Below are 22,417 nucleotides of genomic sequence, written 5' to 3'. Positions count from 1 at the left end.
GTCGCCTCGGTGCATCTGGCCAATTGCATTCAGCTGTCTTGGGGGCGCTACGCGCCCCAACGGGGATGAATCCCCTCGCCACAAGGATGTCCGACCTTTACACCACCGCAGCCCTGCGCTGCACAAACCGATCGACATACTCATCCGCCGGCGAATGCAGGATCTCCCGCGGCGTGCCGACCTGGATCAGCTTGCCGTCCTTGAGAATCGCAATGCGATTGCCAATGCGCACGGCCTCGTCGAGGTCGTGGGTGATGAAGACGATGGTCTTGTGCAGGGTCTTCTGCAGTTCCAGCAACTGGTCCTGCATTTCCGCGCGGATCAGCGGGTCGAGGGCGCTGAAGGCTTCGTCCATCAGGATGATGTCGGTGTCCGCCGCCAACGCCCGAGCCAGGCCGACGCGTTGGCGCATGCCGCCGGAGAGCTGGTGCGGGTATTTGTTCTCGTAGCCCTTCAGGCCCACGGTGTTGATCCAGTGCAGCGCGCGCTCGGCGCACACCTGTTTGCTTTCGCCGCGCACTTTCAAGCCGTAGGCGACGTTGTCCAGCACGCTCTTGTGGGGCAACAGGCCGAAGCTCTGGAAGACCATGCTGATCTTGTGCCGGCGAAATTCGCGCAGGGCGTCCATGTCCAGTTGCAGGATGTCTTCGCCGTCCACCAGGATCGCACCACTGGTAGGATCGATGAGCCGGTTGAAGTGGCGCACCAGGGTGGATTTGCCGGAGCCGGACAGGCCCATGATCACGAAGATCTCACCGGTGCCGATGCTCAGCGACAGATCGTTCACACCGACCACGCAGCCTGTTTCGGCCAGCACTTGGTCCTTGGTCTTGTTCTGGCGGATCAGGTCCAGGGCTTCCTTGGAACGGTTGCCGAAAATCTTGAAGACGTTCTTGACTTCGATCTTGCTGACGGCTGCGTTGCTCATTTGCTCACCTCATGCCGAGGACGACCATAGGCCTGGGTAATGCGGTCGATGACCACGGCGAGAATCACGATGGCCAGGCCCGCTTCGAGGCCACGCCCGACGTTGAGGGTCTGGATGCCCACCAGCACGTCTTCGCCCAAGCCACGGGCGCCGATCATCGAGGCGATGACCACCATCGACAGGGCCATCATGGTGGTCTGGTTGATCCCGGCCATGATGCTCGGCAGGGCCAAGGGCAGTTGCACGCCGAACAGTTGCTGCCAGCGGTTGGCGCCAAAGGCATTGATGGCTTCCATCACTTCGCCGTCCACCTGGCGGATGCCCAGGTCGGTCAGGCGGATCAAGGGTGGCGCGGCGTAGATCACCGTGGCGAAGATCGCCGGGACCTTGCCCAGGCCGAACAGCATCAACACCGGAATCAGATACACGAAGCTCGGCATCGTCTGCATGATGTCCAGCAGCGGCATCAGCACCGAACGCAGGCGATTGCTGCGCGCCGAGAGAATGCCCAGGGGAATGCCGATCATCACCGAGATCAGCGTCGCCACCAGCATCAAGGCGAGGGTCTGCATCAGTTTGTCCCACAGGCCCACCGCGCCCACCAGGAACAGCAAGCCGACGATCACTGCCGTGGCGACGACCTTGCGGGTGGCGTGCCAGGCAATGCCGCCGACGATGGCCAGCATCAACCACCACGGTGCCATGCGCAGCAGGCCTTCGAGGTTGACGATGGCCCACAGCAGCGTGTCGGAGATGTGCCGGAACACATCGCCATAGTTGGTCACCAGGGCGTCGACCCAACCGTTGACCCAGTCGGCGATGGAGAAGGTAAAGCTTTCGGGAAACATAAGAGACTCTCGATCAGGTGGATGCGGTGAACGTCCCGGCCAGCCCACGGGTTGGCCGGGAAATATTCGACCTACAGAGCCGCGTCGATTTTCTTGGCAGCGTCTTCACTGACCCAGGCGTGCCAGACTTCAGGATGTTCCTTCAGGAAGATCTTCGCCAGTTTCGGCGACTCGATCCGCTCTTTGGCCATGCGCCCGAGGTTCTGGTTCAGGATATCGATCGGCAGGTTGACCTTTTCCAGGACCGCCACCAATTCCGGGGCTTCGTCGTGGAAGGTCTTGGACAGGCCGACCTTGATGCTCACGCTTTTATCCACGCCAGGTTTTTCTTCGAGCTTGACCAGGTCCACCTGGCCCATCAGCGGCGTAGGCGACCAGTAGTAGAAAAGGATCGGCTCGCCACGCTTGTAGCTCGACAACACCGCCGCATCCAGGGCCGGGCCGGTGCCTGGACGGAAGTTCGTGTAGGTTTTTTCCAGGCCGTAGCTTTTCAGCATTTCGCTGTTGTCCAGCTCGCAGGTCCAGCCGGCCGGGCAGTTGTAGAACCGGCCCTTGGACGGTTCTTCCGGGTCCTTGAACACGGCGGCGTACTGGCCCAGGTCGGCGATGTTCTTCAGGCCAGGGGCCTTGGCTTCGAGCTTGCGCTTGGCATCGCCTTCAACCACGTAGCGCGGCACGTACCAGCCTTCGATGGCGCCCACCACCGGGGCACCGACGCCGACCACCTTGCCGGCCTTCTCGGCCTTGTTCCAGACTTCACTGCGACCGACCCACTCTTCGGCAAATACCTGGATGTCGTTGCTGCTCAGCGCGTTCTCCATGGTGATGGAGTTGCCGGGCAGGCTGTCGGTCTTGCAGTCGTAGCCTTTTTCCAGGACCACTTGCAGGACGTCGGTCAGCAGCATGCCGCTTTCCCAGTTCAGGCCGGCGAACTTCACCGGTTTGCCCGACTCGCACCAACCCGCCGCTTGCGTGGCGCCGACGCTGGCCAGCAGGCCCATGGAAAGCAATGTGGTCAGCAGGGTCTTGTTCGACTTCATTATGTGACGCTCCTAATCAGTTGGATTGGCTTACGGCAGTCAAGAGGCATCCAGCCCTGTCAACGTCCCATCAGACCGCTTGGATGCGGCCCGCCCTGCTCGGTTGTGCGTCAACCGCGTCCTGCTCGACCGGCAGGATCAATTGATCGGGTACTGCGCTGTGCCACTGCTTGGCGAGGACGTAGTACAGCGCCGCCGGGACCACCAGGCCGATGATCCAGGAAATATCCACACCGCCCATGGCTCCCACCAGCGGACCGGTATAGAACTTGGTCGCAATGAACGGCAATTGAACCAGTACGCCGAAGACATAGACGCTGATGCCGAGGGCATTCCAGCGACCGTAGCGACCGTTCGGGTCGTTCAGTGCCGGCACGTCATAGCGCTCGCGGGTGATGCAGTAGTAGTCCACCAGGTTGATCGCGCTCCACGGCGTGAAGAACGCCAGCAGGAACAAGATGAAGGACTTGAACGCACCGAGGAACGAGTGCTGGCCGAGCAGCGCGATCAAGGTCGCGGCGCCAACGATGACCAGCACGAACACCAAGCGCTGCAAGCGCGTGACGTTCACATGCCCGCGGAAACCGCTGATGATGGTCGCGATGCACATGAAGCTGCCGTAGGAATTCAGCGTAGAGATGGTGACCTTGCCAAATGCGATGCTGAAGTACAGCAGCGCAGCGGTGGCGCCGGTACCGCCCAGGCCAACGATATAGGCCACTTCATGACCGGCGAACTGCCCGTTGGCCGAGGCGGCGGCAAACACGCCGAGGATCATCGCCACTTGCGCGCCGATGACGGAACCGGCACCTGCGGCAAAAAAGGTTTTCACCGAGGACGTCTTGCTCGGCAGGTAACGCGAATAGTCCGCCACGTAGGGGCCGAAGGCGATCTGCCAGGAGGCCGCGAGCGACACCGCCAGCAGGAAACTGCTCCAGCTGAAGTCGCGGATTTGCAGCAGTGCGCCAACGTCGGTCTGGCTGATCAACCGAGCGAACAGATAGACAAAGGCGATCACGCCAATGACGCTGGCGACACGGCCAATGAAGTGAATCACCCGATACCCGAGCACCGTGACCAGCACGATGACACTGGCGAAAATGAGGATGCCGACACTGTCGCTGACACCAAACAACTGGCCCAGCGCCTGCCCGGAAAGCACGGTTCCCGTTGCGGTGAAACCCAGGTACATCAGGCACACCAGCACGATCGGGATGGCCGCGCCATACACACCAAACTGCACCCGGCTGGAGATCATCTGCGGCAGGCCCAGCTTGGGCCCTTGCGCTGCATGCAAGGCCATGACGCCACCGCCGAGCACCTGGCCGATCAGCAAACCGATCAACGACCAGAACACATCACCGCCCAGCACCACCGCCAATGCGCCGGTGACGATTGCAGTGATCTGCAGGTTGGCCCCCATCCAGAGGGTGAACTGGCTCAACAATCGGCCGTGCCGCTCCCCTTCCGGGATGTAGTCGATCGAACGTTTCTCGATCAACGGCTTGCTGTTTTCGCGTGTGCTGGTGACAGCCATGGTTCAACCTCTGTGGATTGTTCGGTTCGGGCGATGCTTTTTTTGGGTTTTGCGTTACTTGCCGGTGATCATCGGCAGGTTCAGCCCCTGCTCCTTCGCGCAATCGATGGCGATCTGGTAACCGGCATCGGCATGGCGCATCACGCCTGTACCCGGGTCGTTGTGCAGGACGCGGGCAATGCGCTCGGCCGCTTCGTCGGTACCGTCGCAGACGATCACCATGCCCGAGTGCTGGGAGAAGCCCATGCCGACGCCACCCCCGTGGTGCAGCGAAACCCAGGTCGCACCGCTGGCGGTGTTGAGCAAGGCATTGAGCAGCGGCCAGTCGGAAACGGCGTCGGAGCCGTCCTGCATGGATTCGGTTTCACGGTTGGGGCTGGCGACGGAGCCAGAGTCGAGGTGGTCGCGACCGATGACGATCGGCGCCGACAATTCGCCGCTGCGCACCATCTCGTTGAACGCCAGGCCCAACTTGGCGCGCTGGCCCAGGCCAACCCAGCAGATACGCGCCGGCAAGCCCTGGAAGCTGATGCGCTCGCGGGCCATGTCCAACCAGTTGTGCAGGTGGGCGTCGTCGGGGATCTGTTCCTTGACCTTGGCGTCGGTCTTGTAGATGTCTTGCGGGTCGCCGGACAGCGCCGCCCAACGGAACGGGCCGATGCCACGGCAGAACAGCGGACGGATATACGCCGGCACGAACCCCGGAAAATCGAAGGCATTCTCGACGCCCTCTTCCTGGGCCATCTGGCGGATGTTGTTGCCGTAGTCGAAGGTCGGCACGCCCATTTTCTGGAAGTCCAGCATCGCTTTGACGTGGACAGCCATCGATTGCTTGGCGGCCTTGACCACGGCGGCAGGCTCGGTCTTGGCACGGGCACGGTATTCGTCCCAGGTCCAGCCGGCCGGCAGGTAACCGTTGAGGGGATCGTGGGCGCTGGTCTGGTCGGTGACCATGTCCGGACGCACACCACGACGGACCATTTCCGGCAGGATTTCAGCCGCGTTCCCACACAGCGCGATGGAAATCGCCTTGCCTTCGGCGGTGTATTTCTCGATGCGGGCCAGGGCGTCGTCGAGGTCTTTGGCTTGCTCATCGACATAGCGGGTTTTCAGGCGGAAATCGATGCTCACCTGCTGGCACTCGATGTTCAGCGAGCATGCGCCGGCCAACGTCGCAGCCAGCGGTTGCGCACCGCCCATGCCGCCCAGGCCGGCGGTCAGCACCCAACGGCCCTTGAGGTTTGAGTCGTAATGCTGGCGACCGGCCTCGACGAAGGTTTCATAAGTGCCTTGCACGATGCCCTGGCTGCCGATGTAGATCCAGCTGCCGGCGGTCATCTGGCCGTACATGGCCAGGCCCTTGGCATCGAGTTCGTTGAAGTGCTCCCAACTGGCCCAGTGCGGCACCAGGTTGGAGTTGGCAATCAGTACGCGAGGGGCGTTGCTGTGGGTCTTGAACACGCCCACTGGCTTGCCGGATTGCACCAGCAGGGTTTCGTCATCATTCAGATTGGTCAGGCTTTCGACGATCTTGTCGTAGCACTCCCAATTGCGCGCCGCGCGGCCGATGCCACCGTATACCACCAGTTCCTTGGGGTTCTCGGCCACTTCCGGGTCGAGGTTGTTCATCAGCATGCGCAACGGCGCTTCGGTCAGCCAGCTCTTGGCGGTCAGCGTGTTGCCGCGAGGGGCGCGGATTTCAACGTCACGGTATTTTTCAGGTTTGCGGGTAGCGTCGGTCACAGCAAAAACTCCTCAGCGATCAATCCAGACCAGCCCGGGCAGTGGGCAGCGATTAGCGAACGTTGCGTTGAATGCAGGCGACTCATACGCATACGTCTTTACTTGTATGTACAAGCATATGCAATCAAGCGGCCAACTTGTTGGCGGCGGTCTTCAGGAACGGCTGGTGAATTGGCTGAAAGCCTTGTGATTCAAGGGCTGCTAGGCTGCATGAAATTTTTAAGGAGGGTTTTCGAGTGGCAAATCAGAAGGGCACAGAAGCATGGTATTGCGCCACGCTGGGGCGTTCAGTAACAAGTTGGTGCGCGAACAGGAAACAATGAGCGCGTTTTTTGTGGCGGGGAGTTTGCTCCCTCGCCACAAAAGCTCTGTCACAGGATTTCTTAACAGGCGGTCAGTTCGATCACACAGCATTGACCGTGGGTCGAGACATCCATCAGCGTGGTGTTACCGCTCAGTTGCAAACAGTCGTAGAGGCCCAAGTCCACGGCGGACTCACCGATCTTTATAGCCAGTCCCGGAGCCGCACTGAACACCAACACCGTCCCCGCCTCGCTGAAAAATCGCTGTTGGCCTCCCAGCCACTGCAATCGCGCGCGGTAACGCTGTGGCGCGTAGATCAGGTTGAAGTCACGAATCGGCCCGCCCAGCAGCGTGCAATGCACATGGCTTTCGCCACTGAACGCGAAAGGGTCCAGCGGATGCAGAGGTCGCGTGGCATGGCCATCGACATTCAGCGTCATGCCGTCCCCCTGCAAGACCGTGATGATCCGCTCGTAGCCAGCGAAGGTGGAAAAGCCACCCGACTCACCAATATCGGCGATCGACAGGCGCCAGCCAAAACCTTCCAGGCCGGCGCCGGCATCGCGGGTGATTTCCTCGGTACTGCCGCCACCGTTCTTCCAAGGCATGCGCGGGTAATCCGCAGCGCGTAAAACCTTCAATTGGCTCATTTATGGAAACGCCCTTCCAGACTGTGACGGGAGCCCGGATGGATCAGGCGTGCAGCGGTCACCGGTTGGCGCCCGGACCAGGTACGGCGGCGGATCAACAGGCACGGCTCGCCTTTTTCGATCTGCAGCAGCTTGCATTCGCTCGGCTCGGCCAGGATCGCCTCGACCACATGCTCGCCTTCGGTCAGCGGCGCCACCTGGTTCAGGTAGGCATAAGGCGTTTGCTGGGTGAAGTCCTGCTTGAGGTAATCAGGCGCCACCAGCGCATTGACGAAACGGTCCTCGATTTGCACGGGAATGTCGTTCTCGAAATGCACGATCAACGAGTGGAACACCTTCTGGCCTTCGCGCATGTCCAGGGCCAGGGCCCGCTCCGAGCCGGCGGCCTCTTCTTCCAGGGTGATGACCTTGCAGGTATGCCGATGGCCCCGGGAGGCGATTTCGTCGGCAATGTTGTGCACTTCGAACAATGCGGACTGGCTCTTGGGCTCGGCCACGAACGTGCCGACACCTTGCATGCGCACCAACAGGCCGTCGGCGGTCATTTCCCGCAGCGCACGGTTGATGGTCATGCGACTGAAACCCAGCTGGCTGACCAGCTCGCTTTCCGACGGCACGCGGTAATGCGGCGGCCAGTTCCCACTGTCGATCTGCTGGGTAATCATTTGTTTGACGCGGGCGTACAAGGGCGCCGGACTGTCACCCATGTTTGCGGCCAGCGGCGGTTTGGCAGGCGGAGTCGGCACGGCGGTTCCCTGTTCTGCGAATAAGGTTGCTAGCTTGCCGGAGTTTACCGGCCAGGCAAACGTCTGTATATGTATATACAAATTACACGCAACGAGGTTCAACCGATGTCCGCCTTCTTTGCCGAGCGTGCGCTGCTGCCTAATGGATGGGCCAATGATGTGCGTCTTGAGGTCGACGCCGAGGGCGTCCTGACCGATGTCCAGGCCGATTCCCACGCAGACGGGGCCGAACGGCTCGGTGGGCCGCTGTTGCCGGGCATGCCGAACCTGCATTCCCATGCGTTCCAGCGGGCCATGGCCGGGCTGGCGGAAGTGGCGGGCAATCCCAACGACAGTTTCTGGACCTGGCGCGACCTGATGTATCGTCTGGTCGGAAAAATCAGCCCCGACCAATTGGGCGTCATCGCCCGGCAGCTGTACATCGAGATGCTCAAGGCCGGCTACACGTCAGTGGCCGAATTCCATTACGTGCACCATGACATCGACGGCGCGCCCTACGCCAACCCAGCGGAACTGGCCCTGCGAATCAGCCAGGCCGCCAGCGACGCCGGCATCGGCCTGACGCTGCTGCCGGTGCTCTACAGTCACTCCGGTTTTGGCGGCCAGGCACCCAATGACGGGCAGCGCCGCTTCATCAACAGCACCGAGAACTACTTGAAGCTGCAGTCACGCTTGCAGCCGATCCTGGCCGGGCAACCGTCCCAGGCGCTGGGTTTGTGCTTCCACTCGCTGCGCGCCGTGACCCCCGGGCAGATTCACGACGTGCTGGCCGCCAGCGACCGTGATTGCCCGGTACACATCCACATCGCCGAACAGCAGAAAGAAGTGGACGACTGCCTGAGCTGGAGCGGTGCCCGTCCGCTGCAATGGCTGTATGAAAATGCCGAAGTCGACCAGCGCTGGTGCCTCGTCCATGCGACCCACGCCAGCCCACAAGAGGTCAGCCTCATGGCCAAGAGCAGGGCGATTGCCGGTTTGTGCCTGACCACCGAGGCGAACCTGGGCGACGGGATATTTCCGGCCGTGGATTTCCTCGCCCAGGGCGGGCGGATGGGCATCGGCTCCGACAGCCATGTGTCGTTGAGCGTGGTCGAAGAGTTGCGCTGGTTGGAATACGGCCAGCGCCTGCGGGACCAGCGCCGCAACCGGTTGTACCGAACGGATCAGCCAGTGGTTGGACGCACCTTGTTTGACGCAGCGTTGCAAGGCGGTGCCCAGGCACTGGGACAACCTATCGGCACATTCGAGGTGGGCAAGCGTGCCGACTGGCTGGTGCTCGATGGCAATGATCCGTACCTCGCCACGGCCAGCGGTGACGGCATCCTCAATCGCTGGCTGTTTGCTGGCGGCGATCGCCAGGTGCGCGATGTGATGGTCGGCGGCAAGTGGGTGGTGCGCAATGGACGCCATGGCGGCGAAGAGGAAAGCGCCCGGGCGTTTACCCGGGTGCTGCGCGAACTCTTGGACTGACCCGATAAAAAATGGTTTTCTCGGCTATCAGTCAGTCCGAGGTCTTGGCCATCTGCCGGTCCGACGCGCGCCAGACCAACCGCGTGGTGTCATAACCCTGCTGGCGTGCCTTGCTCAGCAGCTCTTCGCGCACATCGACCTTGACCGTTGGCGTGCGCGACAGCAGCCATAGGTAGCGACGGCTCGGATCGCCAACGATGGCGGTCTTGTAGTCATCGCTGACATACAAGACCCAATATTCGCCCTTGGCCACACCCGGCAGGATCCTCGAAAACCAGGTGTCGAACTCGACCCAGAGCTTGTCGGTCTTGCCCGGTACCTGCGGGTAAGCCGTCCCCCTGGCTTCTTCCCACTTCCAATCCGAAGTCAGGCAACGGTTGAACACGTCCACGTTGCCGTCGGGCTTGAGGGTGTAATGGGCTTCGGATTGCGCACAGTTGCGCTGGAAATACATCGGCAGGCGGGCCAGCTCGTACCAGGTCCCTTGGTAACGCTTGAGATTGACACTGCTGACGGTCTTGGGCGCCAACGGGTCTACGCCAGAAGTGGCACAGCCGGCCAATACCAGGCCAGCCAAAAGCACAAACACTAACCGCATCATTATTTTTTTCTCCCGTGGGCGCTTGGCCCCGGTTTACTTCAGGTTACTTCAGGCCTTGGCCGGAAAACATCAACACTTTGTCACCGGCGTACTGCACGCTGATAAAGCTTTTCTGGTCGCCCCAGGTGCAGCTGGACATGCCAAGCGCGCCCGAACAGTCAGTCGGTTTGCCCAGTAACGTCTCGACTTCGGCCTTGGGCATCCCGGCCGACAGCTTCGAATAGTTTTCCTGGTTGACCTTGCTGCATGCGGTCAACACGACGCACATAAACAGCAGGGCGATAGATCGCAGCGACATGGTGTAACTCCTGGAACGGAAGGGAGGTGGCAGGGTGCCAACCTGATCCTTAGAAGAGAAAACCCCTGTCTGGTTCCCTGACGCCCCCAGTATTTATTGGCGATGCAGAGGTGTTTCACGGATGAATCAATCGGTTTGTGACGCCGTCGTGCCTTTCGTCGGGATAGGTGGCCTGGCTCCTGATGCGCCGGGCTTCTGCGCCGATAAAAAGTAACAGCGCAAAATCCTGCGTTATGGCAAATTGACTCCCCTTTTTGACCCGTCCCTTCGCGGTAGCGTTCTTAATGACCAGAAACATGAAATTCAGCCACAAAATCTTGTTGGCTGCCGCCCTTGTGGTGGCCGTCGCATTCGCCTGTTTCATCCTGTTCAACGATTACCGCCAGCGACAAAGTCTCAATACCAGCACCGAGACGTCCATGCAGGAGCTTGGCAGCCTGACCAGCCGCAATATCCAGACGTGGGTAGAAGGCCGGATACAGTTGCTGCAATCACTGGCCCAACAAATCGCCATCGACGGCAGCAGTGCCGACAGCCTGAAACGCGCCGTAGGACTGCCCGCCTACACCGGCAATTTCCAGCTCAGCTATTTCGGCGGCACCGACGGCTTGATGTTTTCGATACCAGCCGGCAATCGCGCCGCCGACTACGACCCACGCGCCCGTGGCTGGTACAAGGCGGCCAATAGCGCCCAGCAAACCATCGTCACCGAACCCTACATCGCGGCTTCGTCGGGCAAGTTGGTCATTACCGTTGCGACACCGGTACAGCGCCAGAACCAGATGATCGGCGTGGCGGGTGCGGACATCGACCTGTCGAGCGTCAGCGCGATCATCAACTCGCTGAACTTTGGTGGCCATGGCCATGCGTTCATTGTCAGCGCCGACGGCAAGATCCTGGTCCACCCTGACAGCAAGCGCGTGCTCAAGACCCTCGCCGAGGCCTATCCCAACGGCGCGCCTCAAATCAGTCCGGGCGTTAAAGAAGTCGAGCTCGACGGCAAGACCCAGTTCATCTCTTTCACCCAGGTCAACGGCGTCCCCGGTGCCAGCTGGTACGTGGCGCTGGTGCTTGATAAAGACACCGCCCTGGCAATGCTCAGCGAATTCCGCACCTCGGCGTTGATTGCCATGGTCATCGCCGTGGTCTTCATCATCGCCCTGCTGGGCATGCTCATCCGCGTATTGATGCAACCGCTGCTGGCCATGGGCCGCGCCATGCACGATATCGCCGAAGGCGAAGGCGACCTGACCCGCCGCCTGACCATCCATGGCCATGATGAATTCGGCGCGCTGGGCACCTCGTTCAACCGCTTCGTCGAGCGTATCCACACCTCGATCCGAGAGGTGGCTTCTGCAACCGGCCAGGTCAATGAAGTCGCCCTGCGTGTGGTCAGTGCATCCAACTCGTCAATGTTCAACTCGGACCAGCAGGCGTCGCGCACCAGCAGCGTGGCCGCGGCCATCAACCAGCTCGGCGCCGCCGCCCAGGAAATCGCCCAGAACGCCGCCCTCGCCTCGCAACATTCCAGCGAGGCCCGCAACCTGGCCGAAGACGGTCAGCAAGTTGTGGATAAAACCATCACGGCGATGCAACAGCTGTCGGCCAAGATCAGCGATTCGTGCGGCAACATCGAAACCCTGAACAGCAACACGGTGAACATCGGCCAGATTCTCGAAGTGATCACCAGCATCTCCCAGCAGACCAACCTGCTCGCCCTCAACGCCGCCATCGAAGCGGCCCGGGCCGGTGAAGCCGGTCGCGGCTTCGCGGTGGTGGCCGACGAAGTGCGCAACCTGGCCCACCGCACCCAGGATTCGGCGCAGCAAGTGCAGAAGATGATCGAGGAGCTGCAAGTCGGTGCGCGGGAAGCGGTACTGACCATGACCGACAGCCAGCGCCAGAGTGAAAGCAGCGTCGGCATCGCCAACCAGGCCGGCGAACGCCTGGGCAGCGTGACCCAGCGCATCGGCGAAATCGACGGCATGAACCAGTCCGTTGCCACCGCCACCGAAGAACAAACCGCCGTGGTGGAGTCGATCAATGTCGACATCAACGAGATCAACACGCTGAACCAGGAAGGCGTGGAAAACCTGCAAGCCACCTTGCGTGCCTGTTCCGACCTTGAACAGCAGGCGGCGCGGTTGAAGCAGTTGGTGGGGAGTTTCCGGATCTAGCGCTTTGCGGGCCCTCAGCAGAAATCAGACCGACACCCTGACGAAAGACTGAATCAAGACTAAATTCAGTCCGTTCAACTCTTCCGAGGCCCCGCACCATGAAACTCTCATCACAAATCAAACCCATCAGCTATTTGAAGAGCCATACCGCCGAAATCGTCAAGAGCATCACAGAGAGCAGAGAGCCGTTGATCATCACCCAAAACGGTGAAGCCAAGCTCGTGGTCATGGATGTAAAAAGTTTCGAAGAACAAGAAGACACTATGGCCCTGTTGAAGCTGCTGGCGATGGGCAACCAGGAAATTCAAGAGGGTAAATTCAGGGCAATCGAGGATATCTTCAGCGAACTGGACAATCAGGGATGAACCGAATCATTTATGAGGTGCGGGGCCAAACGATCTATATCCATATCATCGCCGATAGCCGCAAGAGCTTGCCCGCCCTGCTGATGAAGCGATTGCTTCGAAGCAGCCCCTAAACAACTGACTAAAACCTCGACCCAGGCCTCTTCAAAAACTCCACTTCCTCAGCCGTGGACTCGCGCCCCAACACCGCATTGCGATGGGGAAAGCGTCCAAACCGGGCAATGATCTTCTGATGCCGCTCGGCATAATCCAGATTGTCTTCAAACACCGCCCGCTGCGCCTCGGGTTGCTCTCGAACCAGTTCGATGAACCGCGATACGGCTTCGTTCTGCACCGCGAGGTTTTCGCAGTGTTCGAGGACGAGGTAGATGAAAACGCGCTGGATCGGTCGTAGTTGCTGGTCGAAACCCGCCGCCAAACCCTGGGCCACCAGCGCTTGGGCTCGCAGGTCGCCGGAAAAGCTCTTGGGCGTGTTGCGAAAGATCATCCGCGGGAGTTGATCCAGCAGCAGCACCAGGGCCAGCCAACCTTCCGGGCGTTGCGCCCAGTCGGTCAATCCGCCGGCCAGTGCTTGCTCGACCAGGTCGCCGAAGCGCTCTCGCGCCTGGCGATCATGGCCTTTGCCGAACCACAGCTTGCCCTTGTCAGCCGCTATTTCGTCCGGCGTCTGGGCTGAACCAAACCACCAATCGAGCAACGGCTGCCAGGGCTCGGCCATGGTTTACTCCTTGTGGTAAGCCGTGGCGCGTGCCACTTCTTCCTTCGAGCCGAGGAACACGGCAACGCGCTGGTGCAGGCCTTCAGGCTTGATGTCGAGGATGCGCTGGTGGCCGTCGGTGGAAGCGCCACCTGCCTGCTCCACCAGGAACGACATCGGGTTGGCTTCGTACATCAGGCGCAGCTTGCCCGGCTTGGAGGGCTCGCGGCTGTCGCGCGGGTACATGAACAAGCCACCACGGGTCAGGATGCGGTGTACGTCGGCGACCATCGCGGCGACCCAGCGCATGTTGTAGTTCTTTTTCAACGGGCCTTCTTCGCCGGCGAGCAACTCGCTGACGTAGCGTTGTACCGGGGCTTCCCAGTGACGCTGGTTGGACATGTTGATGGCGAATTCCTGGGTGGTTTCAGGAATGGTGATGTCTTCGTGGGTGAGTACGAAGCTGCCCATTTCGCGATCCAGGGTGAAGCCCTTGACGCCGTCGCCCAGGGTCAGCACCAGCATGGTCTGAGGGCCGTAGATGGCATAACCGGCGGCGACCTGCTCGGTGCCTGGCTGCAAGAAGGCCTTTTCATTCAGGGCTTCGTTCTGGCTCAGGTACTCGTTCGGGCAACGCAATACCGAGAAGATCGTGCCGACCGGCGCGTTGATGTCGATGTTCGACGAACCGTCCAGCGGGTCGAATACCAGCAGGTAGGCGCCTTTCGGGTATTTGCCCGGGATCTGGTAGGCATTGTCCATCTCCTCGGACGCCATGCCGGCCAGGTGACCGCCCCATTCGTTGGCCTCCAGCAGGATTTCGTTGGAGAGCACGTCGAGCTTCTTCTGTACTTCGCCCTGCACGTTTTCGGTGCCCATGCTGCCCAGGACACCGCCCAGCGCGCCCTTGGACACGGCGTGGCTGATTTCCTTGCATGCACGCGCCACCACTTCGATCAAAAAGCGCAGATCGGCAGGGGTATTGTTGCTGCGGGTCTGCTCAATCAAATAGCGACTCAAGGTAACGCGGGACATGGACGGCTCCGAAGAATAGGGGGCGGAAAACCCGCGCAGTTTAGCGCGAGTCGGGACTTAATTCCTCCTATGAGACGGGATATGGAGGATTGAGTTCACGGGGTGTCGGTTCGCTTGGGTATTTTGGTGGAAGGAAAACCGCTTTCGCGAGCATGCCGGCTCCCACATGAGGAATGCGGACTCCTGTGGAAGCCGGCTTGCTCGCGAAACGGGCGACTCGGTTTGTCGGTTGTCTCGACTCAGGATTTGACTGGCGGCTTGCGCAGCAGACTGAAGGCCATCGCCGCGAGGAACACCACGCTGAGCAGCAGCACCGCCCACAAGCCGATCTTTTTCCAGTCGGTATCCGCAGTCGCGGGTGTGGCTTCAACAACAGGCGTCGAAGTGGCCGTTCCGTTGACCGTCGCGGCGCCCAGCGTCGCCAGGCGCGAGGGCTTGTAGTCTGGAATCAGCGTGGTCAACGGCAGGCTGGCCGCCTTTACCGTCGCGCTGCCCAGCGCCAGCGTATAAGGCCCTTCGCCACGAGCCAGGAACACCACCTGGGTCGCACGCACGGCAAACCGCAGTGCAGGGGCTTCGGTGCCGAGGCCGCCGCCGCGCTCATCCACCGTCAGCTTCAACTGTTGAACGGTCTGGCCGGACAGCTGCAGTTGGTTTTGCAGCACGTCCTGGCCGTTCTGCGTCAGGCGATAAAGCAAACCACCGCCCATTGGCTGCCAGGGATGGCTGCTTTCACGGCGACCGGCCAGGGTCACCGGCGCCAGGCTGTTGGCCTCGCTGAGATCTACCTGCACCTGTTCGACGTCCAACCCCATCGGCAACTGCCAGGTGTATTCGCCGGCCTTCGTCGTGCTGCCGGCGAGCGGTTGCGACCAGATCAACGGCAACGGCAGGCTTTCGCGGCTGGCGCTTTGCAGTTGGGCCGAGGTCAGCACCGGCGCCGAGGACGGCGAATCCCACAGCAACCGCAAGTACCGCGCCGATTGGCCGGGCAAGCTCACCTCGTGCTGCTCGACCCGCTCGTCGGCAAACGTCAGCCGTGCGACCTGGCCTTCACCCCAGGCCTGCCAGTGTTGCAAGTCGTCGCTGGCTTCGATGCTGAAACGCTGGAAGCCGTCGCGTTCGCTGGTCCAGTCGAGGATCAGTTGCTGCAGCGGGGCCTTGATTGCGCTGGCGTCGAGCAGCCAGCCGCGCAGTTCTTCTTCCCCCGCTTCGAGTCGGCTGGACGGTTGTACTTCAACCAGCGTGCCGTTGGCGTTCGATTGGACCCGCACGCTGGGCGCGCGCTCACTGTCATCGGCCGCGTTGTACAGCGGGAACCACTTCACATCGGTGAGGGTGCGATTTTCTCGACTCCGGGCCGACTCACGAACCAACGCGTAGGCCTGGGCCTGCCCGGCGGCGTTGAAGACCCGCAGATCACTAAGGTCGGTTTGTCGCGCCCGCAACTGAACATCCAAGGGCAACGGCAAGCGATACCACGGCCCCTCGCCGCTCAAGGCCAACGGCACCTGATGGGCGAAATCCTGCGGTTGCTCCTGCGCCGTCGCCGACAAGGCTGCCCACAGCCCGACCACGCCCAGCCCGATTCGACTCAACTTGCGACTCAAGACGACACTCCCTCACTGACAGGCATCGGCGGCTCGGCATCCGGGGCCGACTCCGGGCGCTTGGGCGGCAGCGGCGCAAAATAGCCGACCACCAGCAGCAACACCCCCACGCCGATAAACGACACGATCCGCGCCAGACCGCCACGGTTACTCAATTCAACGAAGAACAGCTTGGCCACGACGACAGCGATCAACGCCGCGCCGATCAGCCACACCTCTCGGCGATGGCGCAAGTGCCCGCCGATCATCAGGCCCAAGGCAATCAAGGTCCAGACGATGGACAAGCCGGCCTGTACGAACATGGACTCAAGCAACGCGTCCAGCTCGTACGGGACATCCATCCACTGGTGGGCCGTGCGCATCACCAGGGCGGTGAAGAACGCGAACAGCGACACACCGGCGATCAACTGGGCAATGTGACCGATACGACTCCAACGGGTCGTCGTTTGCTCCACGGCGTTGCGGGCCCACACATAGATACCGAACAAGGCGAACAACAGGCCCAGCTCCAGAGGATTGAGCAGCGGCACATAAGGCAGTGGCTCCGAGTTGCCGTCGCTGAAAGTGTTGGTCAGCCAGAACCAGCCGAGCATCAACAACGCCATGGGCGCCGCCGCGTAGACGCGGTATTCCCGTGGTTGTGCAGATACCGGCCACGGCAAGGTGCGCGGCGAGGACACCAGCACCAGGTAAAGGCCCGGCAGGATCGCCCAGGCCAGCCAGCGCCAGGCGTTGTACTGCTCGGACAACTGCAGCAGGCCGTAACGCAACTCCAGCATCAACACCGCCATCAGCAACCAGCAACCGAGTACATGAGCTGTGCTGCGCGCCTGGGCCGGCAGCGCCGACGCCAGCCGCTTCAAGGAAACGAAATGCACAGCGAACACCGCCAGCCAGGCCAACCAGCCGAAATCCGCCGCCGGATGATAACGGCTGTGCCCGGTCGCCAACAGCACACAGCCCGCCGCAGGAATCAGCAAGGTGCACAACAGCCCCAACGCCGGCCATTTCAACCGCAGCGACAAGACGCTCCATACCGCCACGCTGGTCGCCGCCACGATCAACAGTAAGCTGCCTTGCAGGTTGGCCGGGGCAAAGCGCAGCACTTCGCTGACCCACGCCAGTGCCCACCAGCCGGCACCCCAGACCAGCAACAACTCGGACAGGCGCTGCAAGCTCAAGACGTCCAGCTCCTGCGTCGAGTGCGCACGTTGCAGTCGCCACGCGCCCACCAGCGCCGCCAGCCCCAGTACCAGTGGCGTCCAGAAGCCGCTATGGGCCAACGGACGGAGATCCTCGGCATTGAGCGGGCCCAGCAGTGCTGGCCCTGCCGTGAGGAACGCCGCACCGCCAAGCAACTGCAACAGCAGGCCGAAGACAAAGCTCACACGTTGCTTCAGGTACAGGCTCAACCAGATGATCAACAGGCCGCTGGCCGCCCATACGCCGCTCGCCGTTTGCCACGGCAGGACGAACAGCACCGCGAGATTGATCAGCACCAGCCCCGCCAGCAGTACCACGGACAAGCCGCGCAACAAGCGGACATCGTTGCGCACCATGTCGTCGCGAGCCGCCAGGAGCATGCCGCCGATCAGTGCCAGGCCGATCAGCGAAGCACTGAGCAAACCGCTCCAGCCAGCACTGAACACGGCCGTCGAATCCCCGTCCGCGCCTTGCAGGCGCATCAGGAACAACGCACCACCCAACAGTTGCACGGCGAACGCGGTAAACAGGAAGGTCCTTGATTGCAGGCGCAGGCCGACAAACAGCGTCGCCAGGCCGGCAAAGGCCCAGGCAATGGCGGTGCCGTGGGTAAAGAAGAACAGCGGTGCCAGCAAGTACAGGAAGCCCAGCCCCAATACCGCCAGCACAGGCTGAGCCTGACGCTCCCAGCTCGCGACATGCCCGGGCTCGGCCTTGTGCAATTGGTAGAAGCTGAACAGCAAGGCACAACCGAGCATCAACGCACCCAGCCACGATCCCTCCAGCAGGCTGCCTTCACCTGGATGCAATTCGCTGACGAAGGCCAGCGCCGATCCCAATTGCAGCAACAGGGCAAAGATGCGCGCGAAGGGTCGCTGCTGGCGCAGGCCCAGCCAGAAGATGCCGGCGCCCTCCACCGCCCACGCTGCGGCAGTCCAACGGGCATCGAGGCCAAGCGGAATCGCCAGGCTGCCGAAAATCACGCCCAAGGCGAGGCAGGTTTCAGCCAACAATACAGCGCGACCGCCCATCAAAACGCGGGCCAGCCCCATGTAGATCATGCCCAGGGCCAGGGCACTGAACGCCGCGGCGAACTCCAGATGCTGCACCAATGCGAACTGCAAGCCGAAGCCTACCAAGGGCGGGCCGAACAGCATGCTGCCGTCGACGTAGTCGCCCTTGCGCGCCGACCAGCGCAACATCGCGTCCCGGCTGTCATCTTCGGGCGCATCGCTCATTTCCAGCAGCTTGCGCCGGGTGAACAGCAAGCCGATCACCAGGTACATCAGGAAAAACACGATGAGGAACGGTTCGGTGCTCCACAGCAGTTCCGGCGTGTAGGAACGCAGGCCCCAGGCGAAACCGATACCGAAGGTGCCGACAAAGCCGATCAGGTTAAGCAGGCGCCAGGCCTTGAACCAGGCAATCGCGAGGATGCCGGCATTGAGCAGGATGAAATAGCTGAACAGCGCGACGTGGTTGCCACTGCCGGTGGAGGTCAGGATCGGCGCGGCAAACCCGCCCAGCGCCGCAGCCGCCGCCAGGCCCATGGCGTTCTGGGTAACCGCCAGGATCGCCGAGAACACCGTGACCGCCACCAGCAGGCCCAGCGCAGCCTTCGAATCGAGCAGCGGATGCAGGCGCATGGCGGCGAACACCGTCAGGTACAGCACGGCTATCCCGGTCCCCTGCAGCATCAGCGCATAGTTGCTGTTGCGGTGGCGCAACCACCACCCCAGGCCCAACAGGCCCAACGCGCTGGCCGCGACGCCGGCATAACGCAATTCGATCGGCACTACCATGCCTTCGGTGGCGTAGCGCAGCAGGAACGCCAGGCCGAGGAACAACAGCACCACGCCGACCCGCAGCACGGTGTTGCCGCCGAACAGCCAGTTGCGCGCGCCCGTGATGGCGCGGTCGAAGAGATTCGGGCCTTGGGGGGCTGCAGGCGCAGGCGCCGTCGGTTCAAGGGGCAACGGCGCGAAATCGCGATCGGCGCGCCGAGTGGAAGCGGCTGGCGCAGGGGTCCAGATATCGTCAGGCAGCGGCTGGCTGGCCTGGGTGCTCATCGTGGAAACGGGTTCGAGGTCTGGCGGCAATTCCCAGACCAGTTCCGGCTCGGTGCGGGTTCGTGGTTGCGCCACTTGAGGCGCGACAACCTCGGGGGCCGGCGCCGGATCGCTCGGTTCGGCGACCTTGCCACGCTCGAGAACCGCCAGCCGCGCCTCCAACGTGAGCACGCTCTGCTGGGTCTCTTGCAACAGGATCTGTTGCTTGGCCGCCTGGTTACCCAGGCGCCCCAGGCGAAACGACTGGGCGATGCCGAGCCCGACCAACGCACCTATCAGCGCATCGGCGAACGACTCATCCACCACCCAGCCGAGTGCCAGGCCCAACAGTGTCAAAATCCATTGCATATGGTCGATATCCCTAAGCGGCCCGTTGCGGGCATGACCGGGAAGAGCGATGCCTGACTCAGTCTAGCGGAACAGCCCGCTCCCACATCGGCGCTGCCAATTACTGAATCCAGCCACACCACCCGGCGAATCTGGCGCTTAGTATATCGACGAAGCCCAACCGCCGTTGGGCTTCGCTCACATTTCTTGCAACGTTTACTCCAGAGCCTTCCAGATGTCGGTGGCGTATTCGCGAATGGTCCGGTCCGAGGAGAACCAACCCATGCGTGCGGTATTGAGCACCGCCGAGCGCCACCACTGCTTGGAGTCGTGCCACTTCTCTTCGACCTTGGCCTGGGCGTTCCAGTAGGCGTCGAAATCGGCGCAGACCAGGAAGCGGTCGTAATCCACCAGCGAGTCCACCAGCCCGGTGTAGCGCATCGGATCGTCCGGCGAGAACACACCGCCACGAATCGCCTGCAGCACATCGTTGAGACGATGGGACGCGGCGATGTCCGGCGCGGCGCTGAACTCACCGTTGCGCTTGCGCGCTTCCACTTGCTCGGCGGTCAGGCCGAAGATAAACATGTGCTCGCCACCGACGCGGTCGTGCATCTCCACGTTGGCGCCGTCCATGGTGCCGATGGTCAGCGCGCCGTTGAGGCCGAACTTCATGTTGCTGGTGCCCGAAGCCTCGAAACCGGCCGTGGATATCTGCTCCGACAGGTCCGCCGCCGGAATGATGCTTTCGGCCAGGCTGACGTTGTAGTTGGGCAGGAACACCACTTTGAGCAAGCCGCGCACGGTCGGGTCGTTGTTCACTACCCGGGCGATGTCGTTGGTCAGCTTGATGATCAGCTTGGCTTGGTGATAACTGGCGGCAGCCTTGCCGGCGAAGATCTTCACCCGCGGTACCCAGTCCACTTCCGGCTCGGCGCGAATTGCCTGGTACAGCGCCACGGTGTGCATCAGGTTGAGCAATTGGCGTTTGTATTCGTGGATCCGCTTGACCTGGACGTCGAACATCGCCGCCGGGTTGACGGCGATGCCCAGGCGCTCGTGAATCAGATAGGCCAGGGCTTTCTTGCTGTGCAGCCGCTGCTCGGCGAACTGCTTGCGGAACGCCGGCTTGTCGGCGAACGGCTCCAGTTCGATCAGGCGTTCCTCGGGGTTGTCGAGCACGCTTGGGCCGAGGGCGTCGACCATCATCGAGGTCAACTCGGCGTTGGCCTGGAACAACCAGCGGCGGAAGGTGATGCCGTTGGTCTTGTTGTTGATCCGCTCGGGGTAGAGTTTGTGCAGCTCGGAGAACACCGTGCTGCGCATCAACTGGGTATGCAGCCCGGACACGCCGTTGACGCTGTGGGAACCGAGGAATGCCAGGTTACCCATGCGCACCCGGCGACCGTTGTCCTCTTCGATCAGCGACACCGAGCGCAGCACGTCGAAATCGTGAACGCCCTTGGCCCGCAGTGAATCGATGTGCTGGGCATTGATCAGGTAGATGATCTGCATGTGCCGCGGCAACATGCGCTCCATCAGCCCCACCGGCCAGGTTTCCAGGGCTTCGGGCAGCAACGTGTGGTTGGTGTAGGACAGCGTGTCCTGGGTGATCTGCCAGGCCGCATCCCACGCCACATCGTAGACATCCACTAGTTGGCGCATCAGTTCGGCCACGGCGATGGATGGGTGCGTGTCGTTGAGCTGGATCGCGGCGTGATCGCCCAGGGTCAGCACCGAGGTGTGCATGTTGCGATGACGGCGCAGCAAGTCCTGCAACGAGGCGGCGACGAAGAAATATTCTTGGCGCAGACGCAATTCCTGGCCGGCCTCGGTGCTGTCGGCCGGGTACAGAACGCGGGAGATACTCTCGGCCCGGGCGACTTCGGCCACGGCGCCGAGGTGGTCGCCGGCATTGAAGCGCTCCAGGTGCAACTCTTCCATGGCCCGGGCCCGCCACAGGCGCAGGGTGTTGACGCTGGCACCGCGCCAACCCACCACCGGCGTGTCGTAGGCGATGGCGCGCACGGTTTCGGCCGGAGACCACACCTGGCGGGTCTTGCCGGTGTCGTCGGTGACGGTTTCGACGCTGCCCCCAAAGCCGATCGGGTAGACCACTTCCGGCCGTTCGAACTCCCATGGGTTGCCGAAATCGAGCCAGTGCTCGGTCTGCTCCTGCTGCCAGCCATCGACAATCGCCTGGCGGAACAAGCCGTGCTCGTAACGAATACCGTAGCCATGGCCGGCGATGCCCAGCGTGGACATGCTCTCCATGAAGCACGCCGCCAGACGGCCGAGACCACCGTTACCCAGGGCCGCGTCGGGCTCCAGCAGGCGGATGCGCTCAAGGTCCACGCCCAGTTCCGTCAACGCTTCGCGAGCGGTGTCCAGCAGGCCGAGGTTGCTCAGGCTGTCGTAGAGCAAGCGACCAATCAGAAATTCCAGAGAGAGGTAATAGACGCGCTTCTGGCCCTTGCGGTAGATCTGCCGCGTGTGGTCCATCCAGTGTTCGACCATGTGGTCGCGGGCGGCAAGGGCTATGGCTTCGAACCAATCGTGATCAAACGCATGATCGGGGTCCTTGCCGACGGCATAAGTGAGTTTGGTCAACACGGCGTCGCGAAATGCCGCAACCTCAGCTTCGCGAACAAGTGGTTCTTGAGTCATTGATGAGACCTCGAACGAGCATGGAATTGTCTGAGCCTAGTCGGTCTGACAGACGGTACAGGCTCTTGGTTCGGTGGTTTTTCCGCGAGCGTCGGAGAATCGT

The 22,417-nt window shown here is 61.8% G+C and carries 18 protein-coding genes and 1 pseudogene; 4 read left to right on the top strand and 15 right to left on the bottom strand.

Annotated features, from left to right (window positions below; all coding sequences use genetic code 11):
- Nucleotides 1-97: 97 nt before the first annotated feature.
- The 7 genes from VQ575_RS01985 to hutC form a co-directional block, all read right to left on the bottom strand.
- Nucleotides 98-928 carry a quaternary amine ABC transporter ATP-binding protein gene (locus VQ575_RS01985; RefSeq protein WP_052680760.1) on the bottom strand — a complete coding sequence of 277 codons (831 nt, stop codon included), beginning with the start codon at nt 926-928 and terminating at the stop codon, nt 98-100.
- The gene (locus tag VQ575_RS01980) at nt 925-1,776 is read right to left on the bottom strand and encodes an ABC transporter permease (RefSeq protein ID WP_039592732.1); all 852 of its coding nucleotides are present in this window, start codon (nt 1,774-1,776) and stop codon (nt 925-927) included. The genes VQ575_RS01985 and VQ575_RS01980 overlap by 4 nt, the downstream gene beginning before the upstream one ends.
- A gap of 71 nt (nt 1,777-1,847) precedes the next feature.
- The gene (locus tag VQ575_RS01975; RefSeq protein WP_045154889.1) at nt 1,848-2,816 is read right to left on the bottom strand and encodes an ABC transporter substrate-binding protein; all 969 of its coding nucleotides are present in this window, start codon (nt 2,814-2,816) and stop codon (nt 1,848-1,850) included.
- Between the two features lie 70 nt (nt 2,817-2,886).
- A complete protein-coding gene (locus VQ575_RS01970) occupies nt 2,887-4,353 on the bottom strand; it encodes a purine-cytosine permease family protein (protein ID WP_325918979.1) in 1,467 nt (488 codons plus the stop codon).
- Nucleotides 4,354-4,407: 54 nt separating this feature from the next.
- Nucleotides 4,408-6,096 carry a urocanate hydratase gene (gene hutU, locus VQ575_RS01965; RefSeq protein WP_325918976.1) on the bottom strand — a complete coding sequence of 563 codons (1,689 nt, stop codon included), beginning with the start codon at nt 6,094-6,096 and terminating at the stop codon, nt 4,408-4,410.
- Nucleotides 6,097-6,479: 383 nt separating this feature from the next.
- Complete coding sequence (locus tag VQ575_RS01960; protein ID WP_198726457.1) at nt 6,480-7,049, bottom strand: HutD/Ves family protein; 570 nt, start codon at nt 7,047-7,049, stop codon at nt 6,480-6,482.
- Nucleotides 7,046-7,756 carry a histidine utilization repressor gene (gene hutC, locus VQ575_RS01955; RefSeq protein WP_196304737.1) on the bottom strand — a complete coding sequence of 237 codons (711 nt, stop codon included), beginning with the start codon at nt 7,754-7,756 and terminating at the stop codon, nt 7,046-7,048. The genes VQ575_RS01960 and hutC overlap by 4 nt, the downstream gene beginning before the upstream one ends.
- 144 nt (nt 7,757-7,900) lie before the next feature.
- On the opposite strand from hutC, the gene VQ575_RS01950 reads away from it, so the two are divergent.
- A complete protein-coding gene (locus VQ575_RS01950) occupies nt 7,901-9,265 on the top strand; it encodes a formimidoylglutamate deiminase (protein ID WP_325918974.1) in 1,365 nt (454 codons plus the stop codon).
- Nucleotides 9,266-9,296: 31 nt separating this feature from the next.
- On the opposite strand, the gene VQ575_RS01945 is transcribed toward VQ575_RS01950, so the two are convergent.
- The 3 genes from VQ575_RS01945 to VQ575_RS01935 form a co-directional block, all read right to left on the bottom strand.
- A complete protein-coding gene (locus VQ575_RS01945; protein ID WP_039592725.1) occupies nt 9,297-9,866 on the bottom strand; it encodes a lipocalin family protein in 570 nt (189 codons plus the stop codon).
- Between the two features lie 43 nt (nt 9,867-9,909).
- A complete protein-coding gene (locus VQ575_RS01940; protein ID WP_003186715.1) occupies nt 9,910-10,164 on the bottom strand; it encodes a hypothetical protein in 255 nt (84 codons plus the stop codon).
- A gap of 115 nt (nt 10,165-10,279) precedes the next feature.
- A complete protein-coding gene (locus tag VQ575_RS01935) occupies nt 10,280-10,462 on the bottom strand; it encodes a hypothetical protein (RefSeq protein WP_045154886.1) in 183 nt (60 codons plus the stop codon).
- Between VQ575_RS01935 and VQ575_RS01930 the strand changes: the two genes are divergently transcribed.
- The 3 genes and pseudogenes from VQ575_RS01930 to VQ575_RS01920 form a co-directional block, all read left to right on the top strand.
- Nucleotides 10,449-12,341 carry a methyl-accepting chemotaxis protein gene (locus VQ575_RS01930; protein ID WP_200900493.1) on the top strand — a complete coding sequence of 631 codons (1,893 nt, stop codon included), beginning with the start codon at nt 10,449-10,451 and terminating at the stop codon, nt 12,339-12,341. The genes VQ575_RS01935 and VQ575_RS01930 overlap by 14 nt on opposite strands.
- A 98-nt stretch (nt 12,342-12,439) precedes the next feature.
- Nucleotides 12,440-12,706 (top strand): type II toxin-antitoxin system Phd/YefM family antitoxin, encoded by a 267-nt coding sequence (locus VQ575_RS01925; protein WP_325918973.1) that lies wholly within the window; start codon nt 12,440-12,442, stop codon nt 12,704-12,706.
- Nucleotides 12,697-12,819 (top strand): annotated as a pseudogene (locus tag VQ575_RS01920) (type II toxin-antitoxin system RelE/ParE family toxin); the annotation flags it as partial. The gene VQ575_RS01925 and the pseudogene VQ575_RS01920, both read left to right, overlap by 10 nt.
- Before the next feature lie 8 nt (nt 12,820-12,827).
- Here VQ575_RS01920 and VQ575_RS01915 read toward each other — a convergent pair.
- From VQ575_RS01915 to VQ575_RS01895, 5 genes are all read right to left on the bottom strand, one after another.
- Complete coding sequence (locus VQ575_RS01915) at nt 12,828-13,424, bottom strand: DUF924 family protein (RefSeq protein ID WP_325918972.1); 597 nt, start codon at nt 13,422-13,424, stop codon at nt 12,828-12,830.
- Between the two features lie 3 nt (nt 13,425-13,427).
- The gene (locus VQ575_RS01910) at nt 13,428-14,438 is read right to left on the bottom strand and encodes a class 1 fructose-bisphosphatase (protein WP_030141457.1); all 1,011 of its coding nucleotides are present in this window, start codon (nt 14,436-14,438) and stop codon (nt 13,428-13,430) included.
- A gap of 239 nt (nt 14,439-14,677) precedes the next feature.
- Nucleotides 14,678-16,048, bottom strand: coding sequence for a DUF3999 domain-containing protein (locus VQ575_RS01905; protein WP_039592721.1), 1,371 nt, complete (start codon nt 16,046-16,048; stop codon nt 14,678-14,680).
- Nucleotides 16,045-19,668, bottom strand: a complete 3,624-nt coding sequence (locus VQ575_RS01900) for a DUF2339 domain-containing protein (protein ID WP_325918970.1) — start codon at nt 19,666-19,668, stop codon at nt 16,045-16,047. Before VQ575_RS01900 ends, VQ575_RS01905 begins: the two co-directional genes overlap by 4 nt.
- Before the next feature lie 195 nt (nt 19,669-19,863).
- The gene (locus VQ575_RS01895) at nt 19,864-22,314 is read right to left on the bottom strand and encodes a glycogen/starch/alpha-glucan phosphorylase (protein ID WP_039592719.1); all 2,451 of its coding nucleotides are present in this window, start codon (nt 22,312-22,314) and stop codon (nt 19,864-19,866) included.
- Nucleotides 22,315-22,417 lie beyond the last annotated feature (103 nt).

The organism is Pseudomonas frederiksbergensis (genome assembly GCF_035751725.1).
Lineage (GTDB): Bacteria > Pseudomonadota > Gammaproteobacteria > Pseudomonadales > Pseudomonadaceae > Aquipseudomonas > Aquipseudomonas frederiksbergensis_A.
This window is presented reverse-complemented; position numbering and strand designations above follow the sequence as displayed.